Below are 15881 nucleotides of genomic sequence, written 5' to 3'. Positions count from 1 at the left end.
CATGTCAAAATTCTTCATCGACCGTCCGATTTTTGCCTGGGTAATTGCCCTGGTGATCATGCTGGTCGGGGCACTTTCGATCCTGAAATTGCCGATCAACCAGTACCCAAGCATTGCGCCACCGGCCATTGCGATCTCCGTGACCTACCCGGGCGCTTCGGCGCAAACCGTGCAGGATACCGTGGTCCAGGTGATCGAGCAGCAGCTCAACGGTATCGACAACTTGCGTTATGTGTCCTCGGAAAGTAACTCCGACGGCAGCATGACCATCACCGCGACCTTCGAGCAAGGCACCAACTCCGACACCGCGCAGGTGCAGGTTCAGAACAAGCTGAACCTCGCCACTCCGCTGTTGCCGCAGGAAGTGCAGCAACAAGGTATCCGCGTGACCAAGGCAGTGAAAAACTTCCTGCTGGTCATCGGCGTGGTCTCGCGTGACGGCAGCATGACCAAGGACGACTTGTCCAACTACATCGTGTCGAACATGCAGGATCCGATTTCGCGGACTGCTGGCGTCGGTGACTTCCAGGTCTTCGGTGCCCAGTATGCGATGCGCATCTGGCTCGACCCGGCCAAGCTGAACAATTTCAACCTGACCCCGATCGACGTGAAGACTGCCATCGCGGCGCAAAACGTCCAGGTCTCGTCCGGCCAGCTCGGCGGCTTGCCGGCCGTACAGGGCCAGCAGCTGAACGCGACGATCATCGGCAAGACCCGTCTGCAGACGGCCGAGCAGTTCAAGGAAATCCTGCTCAAGGTCAACAAGGACGGTTCGCAGGTTCGCCTCAAAGACGTGGCTGATGTTGGCCTGGGTGGCGAAAACTACGCCATCAGTGCCCAGTTCAACGGCAGCCCGGCATCCGGTCTGGCAGTGAAACTGGCCAACGGCGCCAACGCCCTCGATACGGCCAAAGCCTTGCGCACCACTATCGACAGCCTCAAGCCGTTCTTCCCGCCAGGCATGGAAGTGGTGTTCCCGTACGACACGACCCCCGTAGTGACCGAGTCGATCAAAGGTGTGGTTCACACGCTGGTCGAAGCGATCGCGCTGGTGTTCCTGGTGATGTTCCTGTTCTTGCAGAACTTCCGCGCCACCGTCATCACCACGATGACCGTGCCGGTGGTATTGCTCGGTACGTTCGGCATCCTCGCCGCCGCCGGTTTCAGCATCAACACCCTGACCATGTTCGGCATGGTACTGGCCATCGGTTTGCTGGTGGACGATGCCATCGTCGTGGTGGAAAACGTCGAGCGAGTCATGGCTGAGGAGGGCCTGTCTCCGAAGGAAGCGACCAAGAAATCCATGGGCCAGATCCAGGGCGCACTGGTTGGTATCGCCTTGGTACTGTCGGCGGTTCTGCTGCCAATGGCGTTCTTCGGTGGCTCGACCGGTGTGATCTACAAGCAGTTCTCGATCACCATTGTCTCGGCCATGGCCCTGTCGGTGCTGGTCGCGCTGATCTTCACCCCGGCACTCTGCGCGACCATGCTCAAGCCTATTCCCCATGGTGAGCACGGCGTTCCGAAAAAAGGCTTCTTCGGCTGGTTCAACCGCAACTTCGATCGCAGCGTCAAAAGCTACGAGCGTGGCGTCGGCAATATCCTGCGCCAGAAGGTGCCTTACCTGCTGGCCTACGCGCTGATTCTGATCGGCATGATCTGGTTGTTCATGCGCATCCCCTCCTCCTTCCTGCCGGAAGAAGACCAGGGCGTACTGTTCGCTCAAGTGCAGACCCCGGCCGGTTCCAGCGCCCAGCGCACCCAGGTAGTCGTGGATGAAATGCGTGAATACCTGCTGCGTCCGACCAAGGATGGCGGTGAAGGTGACACCGTCGCCTCGGTGTTCACCGTGACCGGTTTCAACTTCGCCGGCCGTGGTCAGAGCTCGGGTATGGCATTCATCATGCTCAAGCCATGGGATGAGCGTAACGCCGACAACAGCGTGTTCAAGCTGGCGGCTCGCGCCCAGCAGCACTTCTTTACCTTCCGCGACGCGATGGTGTTCGCCTTCGCCCCGCCGGCAGTGCTGGAGTTGGGTAACGCCACCGGTTTCGACGTGTTCCTGCAGGACCGCGCCGGTATCGGTCATGAAAAACTGATGGAGGCACGCAACCAGTTCCTCGGCATGGCGGCGCAAAGCAAAGTGTTGTCGCAGGTACGTCCGAACGGTCTGAATGACGAGCCGCAATTCCAGCTCGAAATCGATGACGAGAAGGCCAGCGCCCTGGGCGTTACCATCAGCGACATCAACAACACCTTGTCGATTGCTTTGGGTAGTAGCTACGTCAACGACTTCATCGACCGTGGTCGGGTGAAGAAGGTGTACGTGCAAGGCCAGCCGGATTCGCGCATGAAACCGGAAGACTTGAAGAAGTGGTACGTACGCAACGCCAGCGGCACCATGGTTCCGTTCTCGGCATTCGCCAAGGGCGAGTGGATCTACGGTTCGCCGAAGCTCTCGCGCTACAACGGTGTGGAAGCGGTGGAAATCCTCGGTGCCCCGGCTCCAGGTTACTCCACGGGTGAAGCCATGGCCGAGGTCGAAGCCATTGCCGCGAAACTGCCGAAAGGCGTAGGCATCTCCTGGACGGGGCTGTCCTATGAAGAACGTCTGGCGGGTTCGCAGGCGCCGGCACTGTTTGCGCTGTCGCTGCTGATGGTATTCCTGTGTCTGGCGGCTCTCTATGAGAGCTGGTCGATTCCGATTGCGGTGGTGCTCGTGGTTCCGCTGGGGATCATCGGTGCCTTGCTGGCGACCAGTCTGCGCGGGCTGTCCAACGACGTGTACTTCCTGGTGGGGCTGTTGACGACCATCGGTCTGGCAGCGAAAAACGCCATTCTGATCGTCGAGTTCGCCAAGGAATTGCATGAACAGGGCGCCAGTCTGCGCGACGCAGCCATCGAAGCTTGCCGCATGCGTCTGCGTCCGATCATCATGACGTCCCTGGCGTTCATCCTCGGCGTAGTGCCTCTGGCAATTTCCACAGGCGCCGGCTCAGGCAGCCAGCACGCCATTGGCACCGTGGTAATTGGCGGTATGATCACCGCCACCGTACTCGCGATTTTCTGGGTACCCCTGTTCTTCGTTACGGTTTCGTCCATGGGCCAGCGTAAAATCACCGACCCGGATGACACTAAAGAAACTCCTAAAGAGGCTGGCCAATGAGCAAGTCGCTACTCTCCATCGCAGTCGCCGCCTTCGTGCTGAGCGGTTGCTCGCTGATACCTGATTATCAGCAGCCTGAGGCTCCGGTCGCAGGTCAGTACCCGCAGGGGCCGGCCTATTCGCCGGCCCAGGCACCGGCGCAAGCCGCTGCCGAGCAAGGCTGGAAGCAGTTTTTCCATGACCCGGCGCTGCAACAGCTGATCCAGGTGTCCCTGGAAAACAACCGCGACCTGCGTGTCGCGGCGCTGAACATCGACGCCTATGCGGCTCAATACCGCATCCAGCGCGCCGACCTGTTCCCGGCGGTATCGGCCAATGCCAGCGGCAGCCGTCAGCGGGTTCCGGCCCGTGCATCGCAGACCGGCGAGTCGAGCATCACCAGCTCCTACTCCGCCACTGTCGGCATCAGCGCCTACGAACTCGACCTGTTCGGTCGCGTTCGCAGCCTGAGCGAACAAGCGCTGCAACAATACTTCGCCACCGAAGAAGCACGCCGCAGCACGCAGATCAGTCTGGTCGCCAGCGTCGCCAACGCTTACCTGACCTGGCAAGCGGACAAGGAACTGCTCAAGCTGACGCAAGACACCCTCGGTGCCTTTGAAGAAAGCTACAAGCTGACCAGCCGCAGCAACGAAGTCGGTGTCGCTTCGGCACTGGACCTGGCGCAGTCGCGCACCTCGGTCGAGAACGCCCGCGCACAACTGGCGCGTTACACCCGCCAGGTGGCGCAGGACGAAAACAGCCTGACCCTGCTGCTCGGCACTGGTATCCCGGCTAATCTGCAAACGGCCAAACCGCTGTCCGATGACCTGCTCAGCGACGTACCGGCCGGCCTGCCTTCGGACCTGCTGCAACGTCGTCCGGACATTCTGCAAGCCGAGTACAACCTGAAAGCGGCCAACGCCAACATTGGCGCAGCCCGTGCCGCGTTCTTCCCGAGCATCAGCCTGACCGCCAACGCGGGCAGCCTGAGCCCGGACCTGTCCGGCCTGTTCAAGGGTGGTTCGGGGACATGGCTGTTCCAGCCGCAGATCAACCTGCCGATCTTCAACGCCGGCAGCCTGCGCGCCAGCCTCGACTACGCCAAGATCCAGAAGGACATTGGCGTGGCGAACTACGAAAAGTCCATTCAAACGGCCTTCCAGGAAGTCGCCGACGGCCTCGCCGCCCGCCAGACCTACACCGAGCAGTTGCAAGCGCAGCGTGACTTCGTCGCGGCCAACCAGGATTACTACCGCCTGGCCGAACGTCGCTACCGCATCGGCGTCGACAGCAACCTGACCTTCCTCGATGCCCAGCGTCAGCTGTTCAGCGCGCAACAAGCGCTGATCACCGACCGCCTCGCGCAGCTGACCAGTGCGGTCAACCTGTACAAGGCCTTGGGCGGTGGCTGGAATGCGCAGACCGCGCAGAACGAACCGCTGAAAGAAGAAGCGCCGAAGATGAAGTTGTTCTGATCATCGGCTGAATACAAGGAGCCCACCGATTGGTGGGCTTTTTGTTGCCTGTCGGAAAGTTGTGGTGTCTGGGCTGGCCCCATCGCTGGCAAGCCAGCTCCCACAATGTTCTGTGGTGTACCCAACATTGTGAACGACACAAAAACCTGTGGGAGCTGGCTTGCCAGCGATGAGGCCCTCCCATTCACCCAAAACCCCGAGCAAATCTTGCGTTCGATAATCGCCCAAAAACCGCTTCCGCCGATTGAATCCCCACCACCGCCCCCCGCACCATTCGCTCCACAAAACCAATAACAACAGGTTCGACACCATGCTCCCGCGCCCTGCCCCGTCCGGCTGATTGCCGTCGTTTCACCTCTGAACACTTTTCATGTTTGCACTCCGAAAACCGGTGTCAGCGCACCTGTTCGCCTTAAAAAAACAAGAGAGACCCGAGCCCATGACAACCTCCCCTGCGCCTTACGCAATTCCCGGCCTGATCGCCCTGGCCCTGGCCGGCGCGGCGCTGCCCGCAGCGGCTGAAGAAGCCGGCTTCATCGAGGGCGCCAAGGTCAATCTCAACCTGCGCAACTTCTATATCAACCGTAACTTCACCAACCCGACCAAGGCTCAGGGCAAGGCTGAAGAGTGGACGCAGAGCTTCATCCTCGACGCCAAATCCGGCTTCACCCAAGGCACCGTCGGCTTCGGCATGGACGTGCTGGGCCTGTATTCGGTAAAGCTTGATGGCGGCAAAGGCACGGGCGGCACCCAATTGTTGCCGCTGGACCATGACGGTCGTCCGGCGGACAACTTCGGTCGCACCAACGTCGCTTTCAAAGCCAAGCTTTCGCAGACCGAAGTGAAGGTCGGCGAGTGGATGCCGGTGCTGCCGATCCTGCGTTCGGACGATGGCCGCTCATTGCCACAGACCTTCCGTGGCGGGCAGATCACGTCCAAAGAAATCGACGGCCTGACCCTCTACGGCGGCCAGTTCCGCGCCAACAGCCCGCGCGATGACAGCAGCATGAGCGACATGTCGATGACCGGCAAAGCGGCGTTCACCTCTGATCGCTTCAACTTTCAGGGCGGCGAATACGTTTTCAACGAAAAACGCACACAGATCGGCCTGTGGAACGCCGAACTCAAGGACATCTACAGCCAGCAATACGTCAACCTGATCCACAGCCAGCCGCTGGGCGACTGGACGCTGGGCGCCAACCTCGGCTTCTTCTACGGCAAGGACGATGGCAGCGCCCGCGCCGGCGACCTCGACAACAAAACCTGGTCGGGGATGTTCTCGGCGAAGTACGGCGGCAACACCTTCTACGTCGGCCTGCAGAAACTCACCGGCGACAGCGCGTGGATGCGCGTCAACGGCACCAGCGGCGGCACGCTGGCCAACGACAGCTACAACGCCAGCTACGACAATGCGCAGGAACGTTCCTGGCAAGTACGCCATGACTACAACTTCGTCGCGCTGGGCATCCCCGGCCTGACCCTGATGAACCGCTACATCAGCGGCTACAACGTGCACACCGGGACCATCACCGACGGCAAGGAGTGGGGCCGCGAATCAGAACTGGGCTACACCGTGCAGAGCGGCGCGCTTAAGGATCTGAACGTCAGATGGCGCAACTCGACCATGCGCCGGGACTTCAGCAACAACGAGTTCGATGAGAACCGCTTGATCGTCAGCTACCCGATCAGCCTCCTGTAAACACCGATCCACCCCTGTAGGAGCTGCCGCAGGCTGCGATCTTTTGATCTTAAAAACAAGATCAAAAGATCGCAGCCTTCGGCAGCTCCTACATTGGAATTCTCGCCATTGGTCAGGAGAAGTGGCACTTTGCCGGCCGGCAGGTAAAGTGACAAAACCTGAAGGAGTCAGGTGCTTCACCTTTCCGCTTCCGTCGTCGTAGTCGGTCCTCAAGCTGGGAGCCAGGTTGTCATCGGAAGACACCATCGATCACTGGAGGACCACCTCAATGATCTCTCGTCTTGCAACACCCGACTGGGACGCCAAGGCGTACCAGCAGTTTTCCCGTCTCAGGCAACGCCCGGTCAATGAATTGCTCGACCGTGTTGACCTGCCAAATCCTCAACGCATTTACGACCTTGGCTGCGGCACCGGCATTGCCACGCAGTTGTTGGCCAAACGCTGGCCGCGCGCGCAGTTGCAGGGGATCGACAGCTCGGCACAGATGCTCGCAGAAGCGCGCTGTCTGCCGCTCAGGGCATCGTGGAAACACTGCGATCTGCTCGATTGGCAACCGGAGCAGCCGGCGGACCTGCTGCTCGCAGCCGCCGTGCTGCACTTTATCGAGGGCCATGAAACGCTGCTGCCGCATCTGCTCGGTTATCTGAATCCCGGCGGTTGTCTGGCGGCGCACATGCCGGACTGGCGCGATGCGCTGTGGTATCGGCTGATGCTCGACACTCTCGAAAATGGCGGCCCCGGTGGCACGCCAATGGGCACACCTGAACTGCGCCAGCGCATGGCCGCGCGGCCGTTGTTGGCACTGGAGGATTACTACCGCTTGCTCGCGCCGCTGACCTCATCCCTGGATATCTGGGAGACCGAGCAGTTGCAGGTGGTTGACGGCAAATCGCCAATTTATGACTGGGTGAAGGTCTCGGCGCTGCGGCCGGTGATGCAGGCGCTGGATTCAGCGGAACAGGCGCGGTTTATCTATCACTACCTGATGCGGGTGCATAAGCATTATCCGCAGGAGGGGGATGGGCATACGTTGTTTGCGTTCAAGCGGATATTTATTGTTGCCACCGTCTGATTCGTCGCGGCCACTATCGCTATCGCGAGCAGGCTCACTCCTACAGGGGAACGCATTCCAAATGTGGGAGCGAGCCTGCTCGCGAAGACGTCAGCTCAGGCACCATCAATCCCTGGATTCAACACCCAGCTCATCCCAAACCGATTCAGCCAGATGAAACGTCGCATTCGCCGCTGGAATCCCGCAATAGATCGCGCTCTGCATGATCACTTCCTTGATCTCACCCCGGCTCACGCCGTTATTGGCCGCCGCGCGCAAGTGCAGTTTCAGTTCGCCTTCGCGGTTCATGCCGATCAGCATGGCGATGGTGATCAGACTGCGCGTATGACGTGGCAAGCCCGGTCGCGTCCAGATATCGCCCCACGCATGCCGGGTGATCATTTCCTGAAACTCCGAGTTGAACTCGGTCAGCGTGGTCAGGCTGCGATCGACATGGGCATCGCCCAGCACCGCGCGACGCACTTGCATGCCGTCGTCGTAACGTTGTTTCTCGTCCACAAAAACTTCCTCACTTAGCCCGCAAAAACGCCAACACACGATCACTGAAGTCCACGCCAGCCTGCACGTTGGACAGGTGCGCCGCATAGAACTCGGCGTATTCGGCGCCGCGTACATGTTCCTGAATAAAGTGCCCACCGGCCGGCGGCGTCACCGCATCTTCAGTGCCGGCAATCACTAGCAACGGCACGTTGATCGAAACCAGTTGCTCGCGGAAATCCGCATCACGCACCGCTGCGCAGTTAGCCGCATAACCTTGCGGCGAGGTGGCCGCGAGCATGTCGGTAATCTGCTTGGCCGCTGCCGGATGAGCAGCCGAAAAGTCCGGGGTGAACCAGCGGGCAATCGATGCATCACGCAGGGCCACCATCGCTGCCGCACCGTCACGCAGCACGGTTTCGATGCGTGGATTCCACACCGACGGATCACCGATTTTTGCCGCGGTATTGCAGACGATCAGCTTATGCAGCCGATGCCCGGCATTGATCCCCAGCCACTGGCCGATCAGGCCTCCCATCGACAGCCCACAAAAATGCGCACGCTCAATGTGCAGTGCATCCAGCAAACCGAGCACGTCATGACCGAGTTGCTCGATGCTGTAAGGACCCGGCGTCACCAGCGATTCGCCGTGGCCACGGGTATCGAAACGCAGCACGCGAAAGTGCTCGGTAAACGCCGGCATCTGCGCGTCCCACATGTGCAGATCAGTGCCTAGCGAGTTGGAGAGCACCAGCACCGGCGCATCGACCGGGCCCTCGATTTGATAATGCAGTTCGCCATCGGCGAGTTGAACGAAAGCCACAGCCCTCTCCTTTCAGACAGACAATGCGTTGTGTTCGGCCACCGCGCGCTCGACCCAGGTTTTTGCCTGGCCGAGGTAATGAGCGGGGTTCAAAAGTTGATCAAGTTCAGCGCTGCTCAACTCGGCGGTGACTTGCGGTTCGTCACCGAGCACGGCGCGCAAATGGCGCTGCTCGGCCACCGCGCGTTTGCAGCATTGTTCGAGCAGGTGATGCGCGGCGTCGCGGCCGACACGCTGGGCAAGGACGATGCTGACGGCTTCGGCCAACACCAGCCCCTGAGTCAATTCGAGGTTGCGGGCCATGCGTGCGGCGTCGACTTCCAGACCGTCGGCGAGCAAGCGTGCCTGTTGCAGCGAACCGGAAACGAGGCAGCAAATCTCCGGCAGGGTTTCCCATTCGGCATGCCACAGACCGAGGCTGCGCTCGTGCTCCTGGGGCATCGCGCTGAACAGCGTCGAGACCAGACCCGGCACCCGCGTCGCTGCGCCGATCAACACCGCCGCGCCCACCGGGTTGCGTTTGTGCGGCATGGTCGACGAACCACCCTTGCCCGGTGCCGATGGCTCGAACACCTCAGCCGCTTCAGTCTGCATCAACAGGCTGATGTCGCGGCCGAATTTGCCCAGGCTGCCGGCGATCAAACCCAGCACCGCGCCGAACTCGACCACGCGATCACGCTGGGTGTGCCACGGCTGTTCCGGCAAGGTCAGTTGCAGTTCTTCAGCCAGCGCTTCGGCAATCGGCAAGGCCTGTTCGCCCAACGCGGCGAGGGTCCCGGAAGCGCCACCGAATTGCAGCACCAGCAAACGCGGCTTGAGTTCACGCAAGCGCTGACGGCTGCGATTCACCGCGCCCAGCCATCCGGCGATTTTCATGCCGAGGGTTACCGGCGTCGCGTGTTGCAGCCACGTGCGCCCGGCCAACGGCGTTGCAGCATGACGTTGCGCCTGGATCGCGAGGGAATCAGCGAGTTGCGAGAGATCGTTCTCGATCAACGCCAGCGCCTGACGCAATTGCAACACCAGCCCGGAATCCATCACGTCCTGACTGGTCGCGCCCAAATGCACATAACGTTCGGCTTCAGCGTCGCTGGCAGCAATCTGCTTGCCCAATGCCTTGACCAGCGGAATCGCCGAATTGCCGGCCGTGGCAATCGCCTCGCCCAGCACCGCGAAGTCATACAGACCAGCGCTGCATGCCGCCGCAATCGGTGCCACAGCGGAAGCTGGAATCAACCCGACCCGCGCCTCGGCCCGGGCCAGCGCCGCTTCGAAGTCGAGCATGGCCTGCACGCGGCCCTGATCGCAGAACACCTCACGCATATCGCGGGCAGTGAAATAGGCATCGAACAATTGATTGCCCGGTCGCTGAGTCATAAACAGTCCTTGCCGGCGCGGGCCGTGACGACCCGCGCACTTCGGGTTAGAGATCGTGGTGCAAATACGCCGCCTGTTTCGGCAAGCGCAGACTGAACAGGAAGGCGATCGCCATCATGGCCGTAACGTACCAGTAGAAGGAGTTTTCCATGCCGATGTTCTTCAGGCTCAGGGCGACGAATTCCGCCGAACCGCCGAAGATCGCGTTCGCCACCGCATAGGCCAGACCAACGCCAAGGGCGCGGACTTCCGGCGGGAACATTTCGGCTTTTACCAGGCCGCTGATCGAGGTGTAGAAACTGACAATCGCCAGCGCCACGGTGATCAATACAAACGCGAGGAACGGGCTGCTGACGCTTTTCAGGCTCAACAGAATCGGCACGGTGAACAGCGTGCCGAGCGCGCCGAACCAGAGCATCGAATTACGGCGGCCAATCTTGTCAGCAAGCATGCCGAACAGCGGCTGCATGCACATATACAGGAACAGCGCGCCGGTCATGATGTAGCTGGCGGTCTTGGCGTGCATGCCAGCGGTGTTGACCAGGTACTTCTGCATGTAGGTAGTGAAGGTGTAGAAAATCAGCGAACCACCGGCGGTGTAACCGAGCACGGTGATGAACGCGGCTTTGTGATCGCGGAACAGTGCGCTGATGCTGCCGGCGTCTTTATGCGCGCGGGTTTCCTTGTTGGTGGTTTCTTTCAGGCTGCGACGCAGGAACAGCGAAATCAGCGCCGCCACCGCACCGACCACAAACGGAATCCGCCAGCCGTAGGCACGCAGGTCTTCTTCGGTGAGGAATTGCTGCAGGACCACCACCAGCGACACCGCCAGCAGTTGTCCGCCGATCAGGGTCACGTACTGGAACGAGGCGAAAAATCCACGCTGGCCCTTAAGGGCAACTTCGCTCATATAGGTCGCGGTGGTGCCGTACTCGCCGCCGACCGACAAGCCTTGCAGCAAGCGTGCGAACAACAGCAGGACCGGTGCCCAGACGCCGATGTCCTTATAGGTCGGCAGGCAGGCAATCAGCAACGAGCCGAAGCACATCATCAGAATCGAGATGAGCATCGAATTCTTGCGCCCGTGCTTGTCGGCGACCCGGCCGAAAATCCAGCCACCAATCGGGCGCATCAGGAAGCCGGCGGCGAACACGCCAGCGGTATTGACCAGTTGCACCGTCGGGTTGTCGGAGGGGAAGAACGCCGGGGCGAAATAGATCGCGCAGAAAGCGTAGACGTAGAAGTCGAACCATTCGACGAGGTTGCCAGACGAGGCGCCGACAATGGCAAAGATGCGCTTGCTGCGCTCTTCACCGGTGTAATGGGAGGTGGTCGTTGTCATTGTTTTTCACTCGATAGGGACAGTGAGAGTCTAGACATACTTTGCAACAGTCCCGTTCCACATCCTACATCGATCGTTCCCACGCTCCGCGTGGTAACGCATCCGGTGACGCTCCGCGTCACAGTGGACGCGGAGCGTCCATGGCGGCATTCCCACGCAGAGCGTGGGAACGATCATGTAGAAGCTGCCGCAGGCGGTGATCTTTTGATTTTAATAATCGAAGAACACGGTTTCGGCATCAGTGCCCTGCAGAATCACATTCCACTGGTAAACACCCGAGGCGTCCTGCTTGGCCAGCAACGTGCTGCGACGCTCGGCCGGCACACAATCGAGTAACGGATCATCAACGTTGGCCGGCTCGCCTTCAAAGTAGATCCGCGTCAGCAAGTGTTTGACCAAGCCACGGGCAAACACCAGCACCACCAGATGCGGCGCCTGGGTCGAGCCCTTCAGCCCCTCAACCGTGCCCGGTTTGATGGTGGTGAAACGGAAGCGCCCTTCAGCATCCACCGGCACCCGGCCAAAACCTTCAAAGTGCGGATCAAGCGGTTTGTCCTGCTCGTCTTCCGGGTGGTCGTATTTGCCGGCAGCGTTGGCCTGCCAGACTTCGAGCATGGCGTCGTTAACGACATCGCCGTTGCCATCCACCACTTGCCCGGTGATTGCCACGCGCTCGCCGAGGGTTTGCTCAACGGTGAGGTCTTCACGGTTCAGCCAGGTCAGGCCGATGTGGTAGTACGGCCCGACGGTGTGGGACGTGGTCGCAGTCAGCGTCATCTTATTTCTCCATCGGCGTGGCTTCACGCCCGCGCAGCACGATGTCCCAGCGATAACCGAGGGCGTAGGACGGAATGGTTTTTTCCAGATCGAAACTGGCGATCAGGCGTTCCTTGGCCGAGGTGTCCGGCACGCAGTTGTAGATCGGGTCGTAGGCCAGCAGCGGATCGCCCGGGAAATACATTTGCGTGACCAGACGCGTGAGGATGCTCGGCCCGAACAGCGAGAAGTGGATATGCGCCGGGCGCCAGGCGTTGTGATGGTTACCCCAAGGGTAGGCGCCGGGCTTGATGGTCTGGAACTGATACCAGCCATCGGCGTCGGTGACGGTGCGGCCAGTACCGGTGAAGTTCGGGTCCAGCGGCGCGTCGTGCAGGTCGCGCTTGTGGTTATAGCGGCCGGCGGCGTTGGCCTGCCAGATCTCCACCAGAATCCCCGGCACCGGCAGACCGTTTTCGTCGAGCACGCGGCCGTGAATGATGATGCGTTCGCCCTGCGGCTCGCCTTCATGCTGGGCGGTCAGGTCGTTATCGGTGTCGCCCACGCGCTCGGCGCCGATGGTCGGCCCGGTGATTTCCGACAGCGAGTGCGGCAGAAACACCAATGGTTTGGACGGCGAGCGCAGGTTGGTGGATTGATACGTCGGGTGCAGGTACTCAGGCTGAGTGCCTTCCTGCGGACGACGGTAACCAGGCTTGTCAGACATGTCGCTTTCCTCTGTTCTATTTCGTCACGGCTTGCGTCAGAAGCGTTCGATGGCCAGGGCCAGACCTTGGCCGACACCGACGCACATGGTCGCCAGACCTTTCTTGCCACCGGTCTTTTCCAGCTGATGCAGCGCGGTCAGCACCAGACGCGCACCGCTCATGCCCAACGGGTGACCAAGGGCAATCGCCCCGCCGTTCGGGTTGACCTGCGCGGCGTCATCCGCCAGACCCAGTTCACGCAGCACCGCCAAACCCTGGCTGGCAAACGCTTCGTTGAGTTCGATCACGTCGAAATCGCTGACCGCGACGCCCAGGCGCTCGATCAATTTGCGCACCGCCGGCACCGGGCCGATGCCCATCACCCGAGGTGCGACACCGGCGCTGGCCATGCCGAGCACTTTGGCGCGGGCGGTCAGGCCATGTTTTTTTACCGCGTCGGCGGAAGCCAGAATCAGTGCGGCAGCACCGTCGTTGACGCCAGAAGCATTGCCGGCGGTGACGGTTTTGTCTGGGCCGTTGACCGGTTTCAATTTGGTCAACGCTTCAATCGTGGTGTCAGCGCGCGGATGTTCGTCCTGGCTGACCACGGTTTCGCCCTTCTTGTGGGCGATCCGCACTTCGACGATTTCTTCGGCGAAGTAGCCCGCAGCCTGCGCGGCAGCAGTGCGTTGCTGACTGCGTAGAGCGAACGCGTCCTGATCGGCGCGCGACACTTTATAGTCGTCGGCGACGTTGTCAGCCGTCTGTGGCATCGCATCGACGCCATACTGCGCCTTCATCAACGGATTGATGAAACGCCAGCCGATGGTGGTGTCTTCCAGTTTCATGTTGCGCGAAAACCCTGCGTCAGCCTTGCCCATCACGAACGGCGCGCGGGACATCGACTCGACGCCGCCGGCAATTGCCAACTCCATCTCGCCGCTGGCGATGGCGCGGAATGCGGTGCCGATCGCGTCCATGCCCGAAGCGCAAAGACGATTGAGCGTCACGCCCGGTACGCTTTCCGGCAGGCCCGCCAGCAGCAGGGCCATACGCGCAACGTTGCGGTTGTCTTCGCCGGCCTGGTTGGCGCAACCGAGGAAGACTTCGTCGATGGCATTCCAGTCCACCGATGGATTGCGTTCCATCAGGGCCTTGATCGGCACAGCGGCCAGGTCATCGGCGCGGACGGCGGACAAACCGCCGCCGAAACGGCCGATCGGGGTGCGAATCGCGTCGCAGATATAAACGTCACGCATCATGCTTCTCCCGGTGCCTGGCCGTGGGCGGCGGCAGTACGCGCTTCGAGATCGCGCAGCGCAGTCAGTTCGACTTCAGTCGGTTCAGCGGTGTTTTCAACATGCTCGGCAAAACGAATCGCCCAACCGGTGGCCGCGACCACTTGCTCGCGGGTCACGCCCGGGTGCAGCGCGGTGACCACGAATTCGTGGGTGCCTTCTTCCGGTTCCATGATGCACAGGTCGGTGATGATCCCGACCGGCCCGGCGCCCGGCAGGCCCAGACGTTTACGCGAGTCGCCGCCTTCGCCGTGACCGACCGAGGTGATGAAGTCGAGCTTGTCGACAAACGAACGCGCCGACTGTTTAAGGATGATCAACACGCTTTTTGCCGAACCGGCAATCTCCGGCGCGCCACCGGCCCCCGGTAGACGCACTTTCGGCGAGAAGTAATCGCCAACCACGGTGGTGTTGATGTTGCCGAAACGGTCGACTTGCGCAGCACCGAGGAAACCAACGTCAATGCGTCCGCCCTGCAACCAATAGCGAAAAATCTCACCGGTCGGTACGACGGTGTCAGCGGTTTCAGCGAGCTCGCCGTCACCAATGGACAGCGGCAACACGCTTGGCTTGGCGCCAATCGGGCCCGACTCGTAGATCAGCACCACGTCCGGCGACGAGGTCAGGCGCGCGAGGTTGGCGGCTTTCGACGGCAGGCCGATACCGACGAAGCACACCGAGCCGTTCTTCAGGCGACGGGCCGCCGCGACGGTCATCATTTCATTGGTGGTGTAAGTCATTACTTGGCCTCCGAAGCAGCGGCCAACTTGGCCTGGAACGCGCTGAAGTCAGCGCAGCCATGGATGTATTCGTTGATCCACGCAGTAAACGTTTCACGGTCACGGGCAATCGGGTCCCACGCCTGATAGAAACGATTGTCGCGCTCGGTGTAACCGTGGGCGTAGGACGGGTGCGCGCCGCCGGGTACGTGGCAGACTGCGCTCAAGGCCCAGGTCGGCAGCACGCAGGCATTCATCGGCGCGTTGAGGTTGTCGACAATCTCTTCCACGGTGACGATGCAGCGTTTGGCCGCCAGTGCCGCTTCTTTCTGCACACCGAGGATGCCCCACAGCAGCACGTTGCCCTGACGGTCGGCTTTCTGTGCGTGGATCACGGTCACGTCCGGGCGCACCGACGGCACCGCCGCCAGCACTTCACCGGTGAACGGGCAGGTCACGGTTTTGATCAGTGGATTGACCTTCGGCAGGTCGGAGCCGGCGTAGGCGCGCAGCACCGCGAACGGCAGGCCGGATGCGCCAGCGACGTAGGCATTGGCCAGGTCGGCATGGCTGTGCTCTTCGATTTCGAGAGCATGCGGCCATTGTTTCTCGACCGCGTCACGCAGGCGGTGCAGCGAACCGACGCCCGGGTTGCCGCCCCAGGAGAAAATCAGTTTGCGTGCGCAACCGGCGCCGATCAGTTGGTCGTAGATCAGGTCAGGTGTCATCCGCACCAGCGTCAGATCTTTCTTGCCCTGACGAATGATTTCATGACCCGCTGCTGTAGGGATCAGGTGAGTGAAGCCTTCGAGTGCGACGGTGTCACCGTCGTTGACGAATTGCTTCACCGCGTCGTGCAGCGAAAGGATCTCAGCCATGGAGCGGGCTCCTGTTTTTGTAATGAATCGCCAGTGATAAAAAGGCGCGAGGTTCAGCGCCGGAGTCACTGCAGATTAAGCCTGGGAAAATCGCCAAACAATCCGATAAT

Annotated in this window: 13 protein-coding genes; 4 read left to right on the top strand and 9 right to left on the bottom strand. The window is 60.9% G+C overall.

Annotated elements, in window-relative coordinates:
- The first annotated feature begins 1 nt into the window (after position 1).
- From emhB to ACOYXH_RS03100, 4 genes are all read left to right on the top strand, one after another.
- Positions 2–3166 (top strand): efflux RND transporter permease subunit EmhB, encoded by a 3165-nt coding sequence (gene emhB / locus ACOYXH_RS03115; protein ID WP_095125606.1) that lies wholly within the window; start codon positions 2–4, stop codon positions 3164–3166.
- On the top strand, positions 3163–4623 hold the full coding sequence (emhC, locus tag ACOYXH_RS03110) for an efflux RND transporter outer membrane subunit EmhC (RefSeq protein ID WP_093438633.1): 1461 nt from the start codon (positions 3163–3165) through the stop codon (positions 4621–4623). Before emhB ends, emhC begins: the two co-directional genes overlap by 4 nt.
- A gap of 439 nt (positions 4624–5062) precedes the next feature.
- A complete protein-coding gene (locus tag ACOYXH_RS03105; RefSeq protein WP_460410250.1) occupies positions 5063–6322 on the top strand; it encodes an OprD family porin in 1260 nt (419 codons plus the stop codon).
- Positions 6323–6590: 268 nt separating this feature from the next.
- A complete protein-coding gene (locus ACOYXH_RS03100) occupies positions 6591–7394 on the top strand; it encodes a methyltransferase domain-containing protein (RefSeq protein WP_095125608.1) in 804 nt (267 codons plus the stop codon).
- 105 nt (positions 7395–7499) lie between these two features.
- Here ACOYXH_RS03100 and pcaC read toward each other — a convergent pair whose 3' ends face one another.
- The 9 genes from pcaC to ACOYXH_RS03055 all read right to left on the bottom strand — a co-directional run bounded on the left by pcaC (position 7500) and on the right by ACOYXH_RS03055 (position 15771).
- On the bottom strand, positions 7500–7892 hold the full coding sequence (gene pcaC / locus ACOYXH_RS03095; RefSeq protein ID WP_007957838.1) for a 4-carboxymuconolactone decarboxylase: 393 nt from the start codon (positions 7890–7892) through the stop codon (positions 7500–7502).
- Between the two features lie 10 nt (positions 7893–7902).
- Positions 7903–8694 carry a 3-oxoadipate enol-lactonase gene (gene pcaD, locus ACOYXH_RS03090; RefSeq protein WP_095049156.1) on the bottom strand — a complete coding sequence of 264 codons (792 nt, stop codon included), beginning with the start codon at positions 8692–8694 and terminating at the stop codon, positions 7903–7905.
- A gap of 12 nt (positions 8695–8706) precedes the next feature.
- Entirely contained in the window at positions 8707–10071 is a 1365-nt protein-coding gene (locus ACOYXH_RS03085) for a 3-carboxy-cis,cis-muconate cycloisomerase (protein ID WP_095049155.1), read from the bottom strand.
- Between the two features lie 46 nt (positions 10072–10117).
- Entirely contained in the window at positions 10118–11413 is a 1296-nt protein-coding gene (locus ACOYXH_RS03080; RefSeq protein ID WP_095049154.1) for an MFS family transporter, read from the bottom strand.
- Between the two features lie 210 nt (positions 11414–11623).
- Positions 11624–12190 carry a protocatechuate 3,4-dioxygenase subunit alpha gene (pcaG, locus tag ACOYXH_RS03075; RefSeq protein ID WP_095049153.1) on the bottom strand — a complete coding sequence of 189 codons (567 nt, stop codon included), beginning with the start codon at positions 12188–12190 and terminating at the stop codon, positions 11624–11626.
- Between the two features lies 1 nt (position 12191).
- Positions 12192–12896, bottom strand: coding sequence for a protocatechuate 3,4-dioxygenase subunit beta (pcaH, locus tag ACOYXH_RS03070; protein ID WP_008080089.1), 705 nt, complete (start codon positions 12894–12896; stop codon positions 12192–12194).
- Between the two features lie 36 nt (positions 12897–12932).
- Positions 12933–14138: a 3-oxoadipyl-CoA thiolase gene (gene pcaF, locus ACOYXH_RS03065; RefSeq protein WP_460410249.1), complete on the bottom strand. Its 1206-nt coding sequence runs from the start codon at positions 14136–14138 to the stop codon at positions 12933–12935.
- Complete coding sequence (locus ACOYXH_RS03060; RefSeq protein WP_064393051.1) at positions 14135–14914, bottom strand: CoA-transferase subunit beta; 780 nt, start codon at positions 14912–14914, stop codon at positions 14135–14137. The genes pcaF and ACOYXH_RS03060 overlap by 4 nt, the downstream gene beginning before the upstream one ends.
- A complete protein-coding gene (locus ACOYXH_RS03055) occupies positions 14914–15771 on the bottom strand; it encodes a CoA transferase subunit A (RefSeq protein WP_077571457.1) in 858 nt (285 codons plus the stop codon). The genes ACOYXH_RS03060 and ACOYXH_RS03055 overlap by 1 nt, the downstream gene beginning before the upstream one ends.
- Between the last annotated feature and the right edge of the window lie 110 nt (positions 15772–15881).

It is taken from the genome of Pseudomonas sp. Mb7, assembly GCF_054790525.1.
Note: the sequence above shows the minus strand (reverse complement) of the source record. Positions and strands in the feature narration are given on the sequence as shown.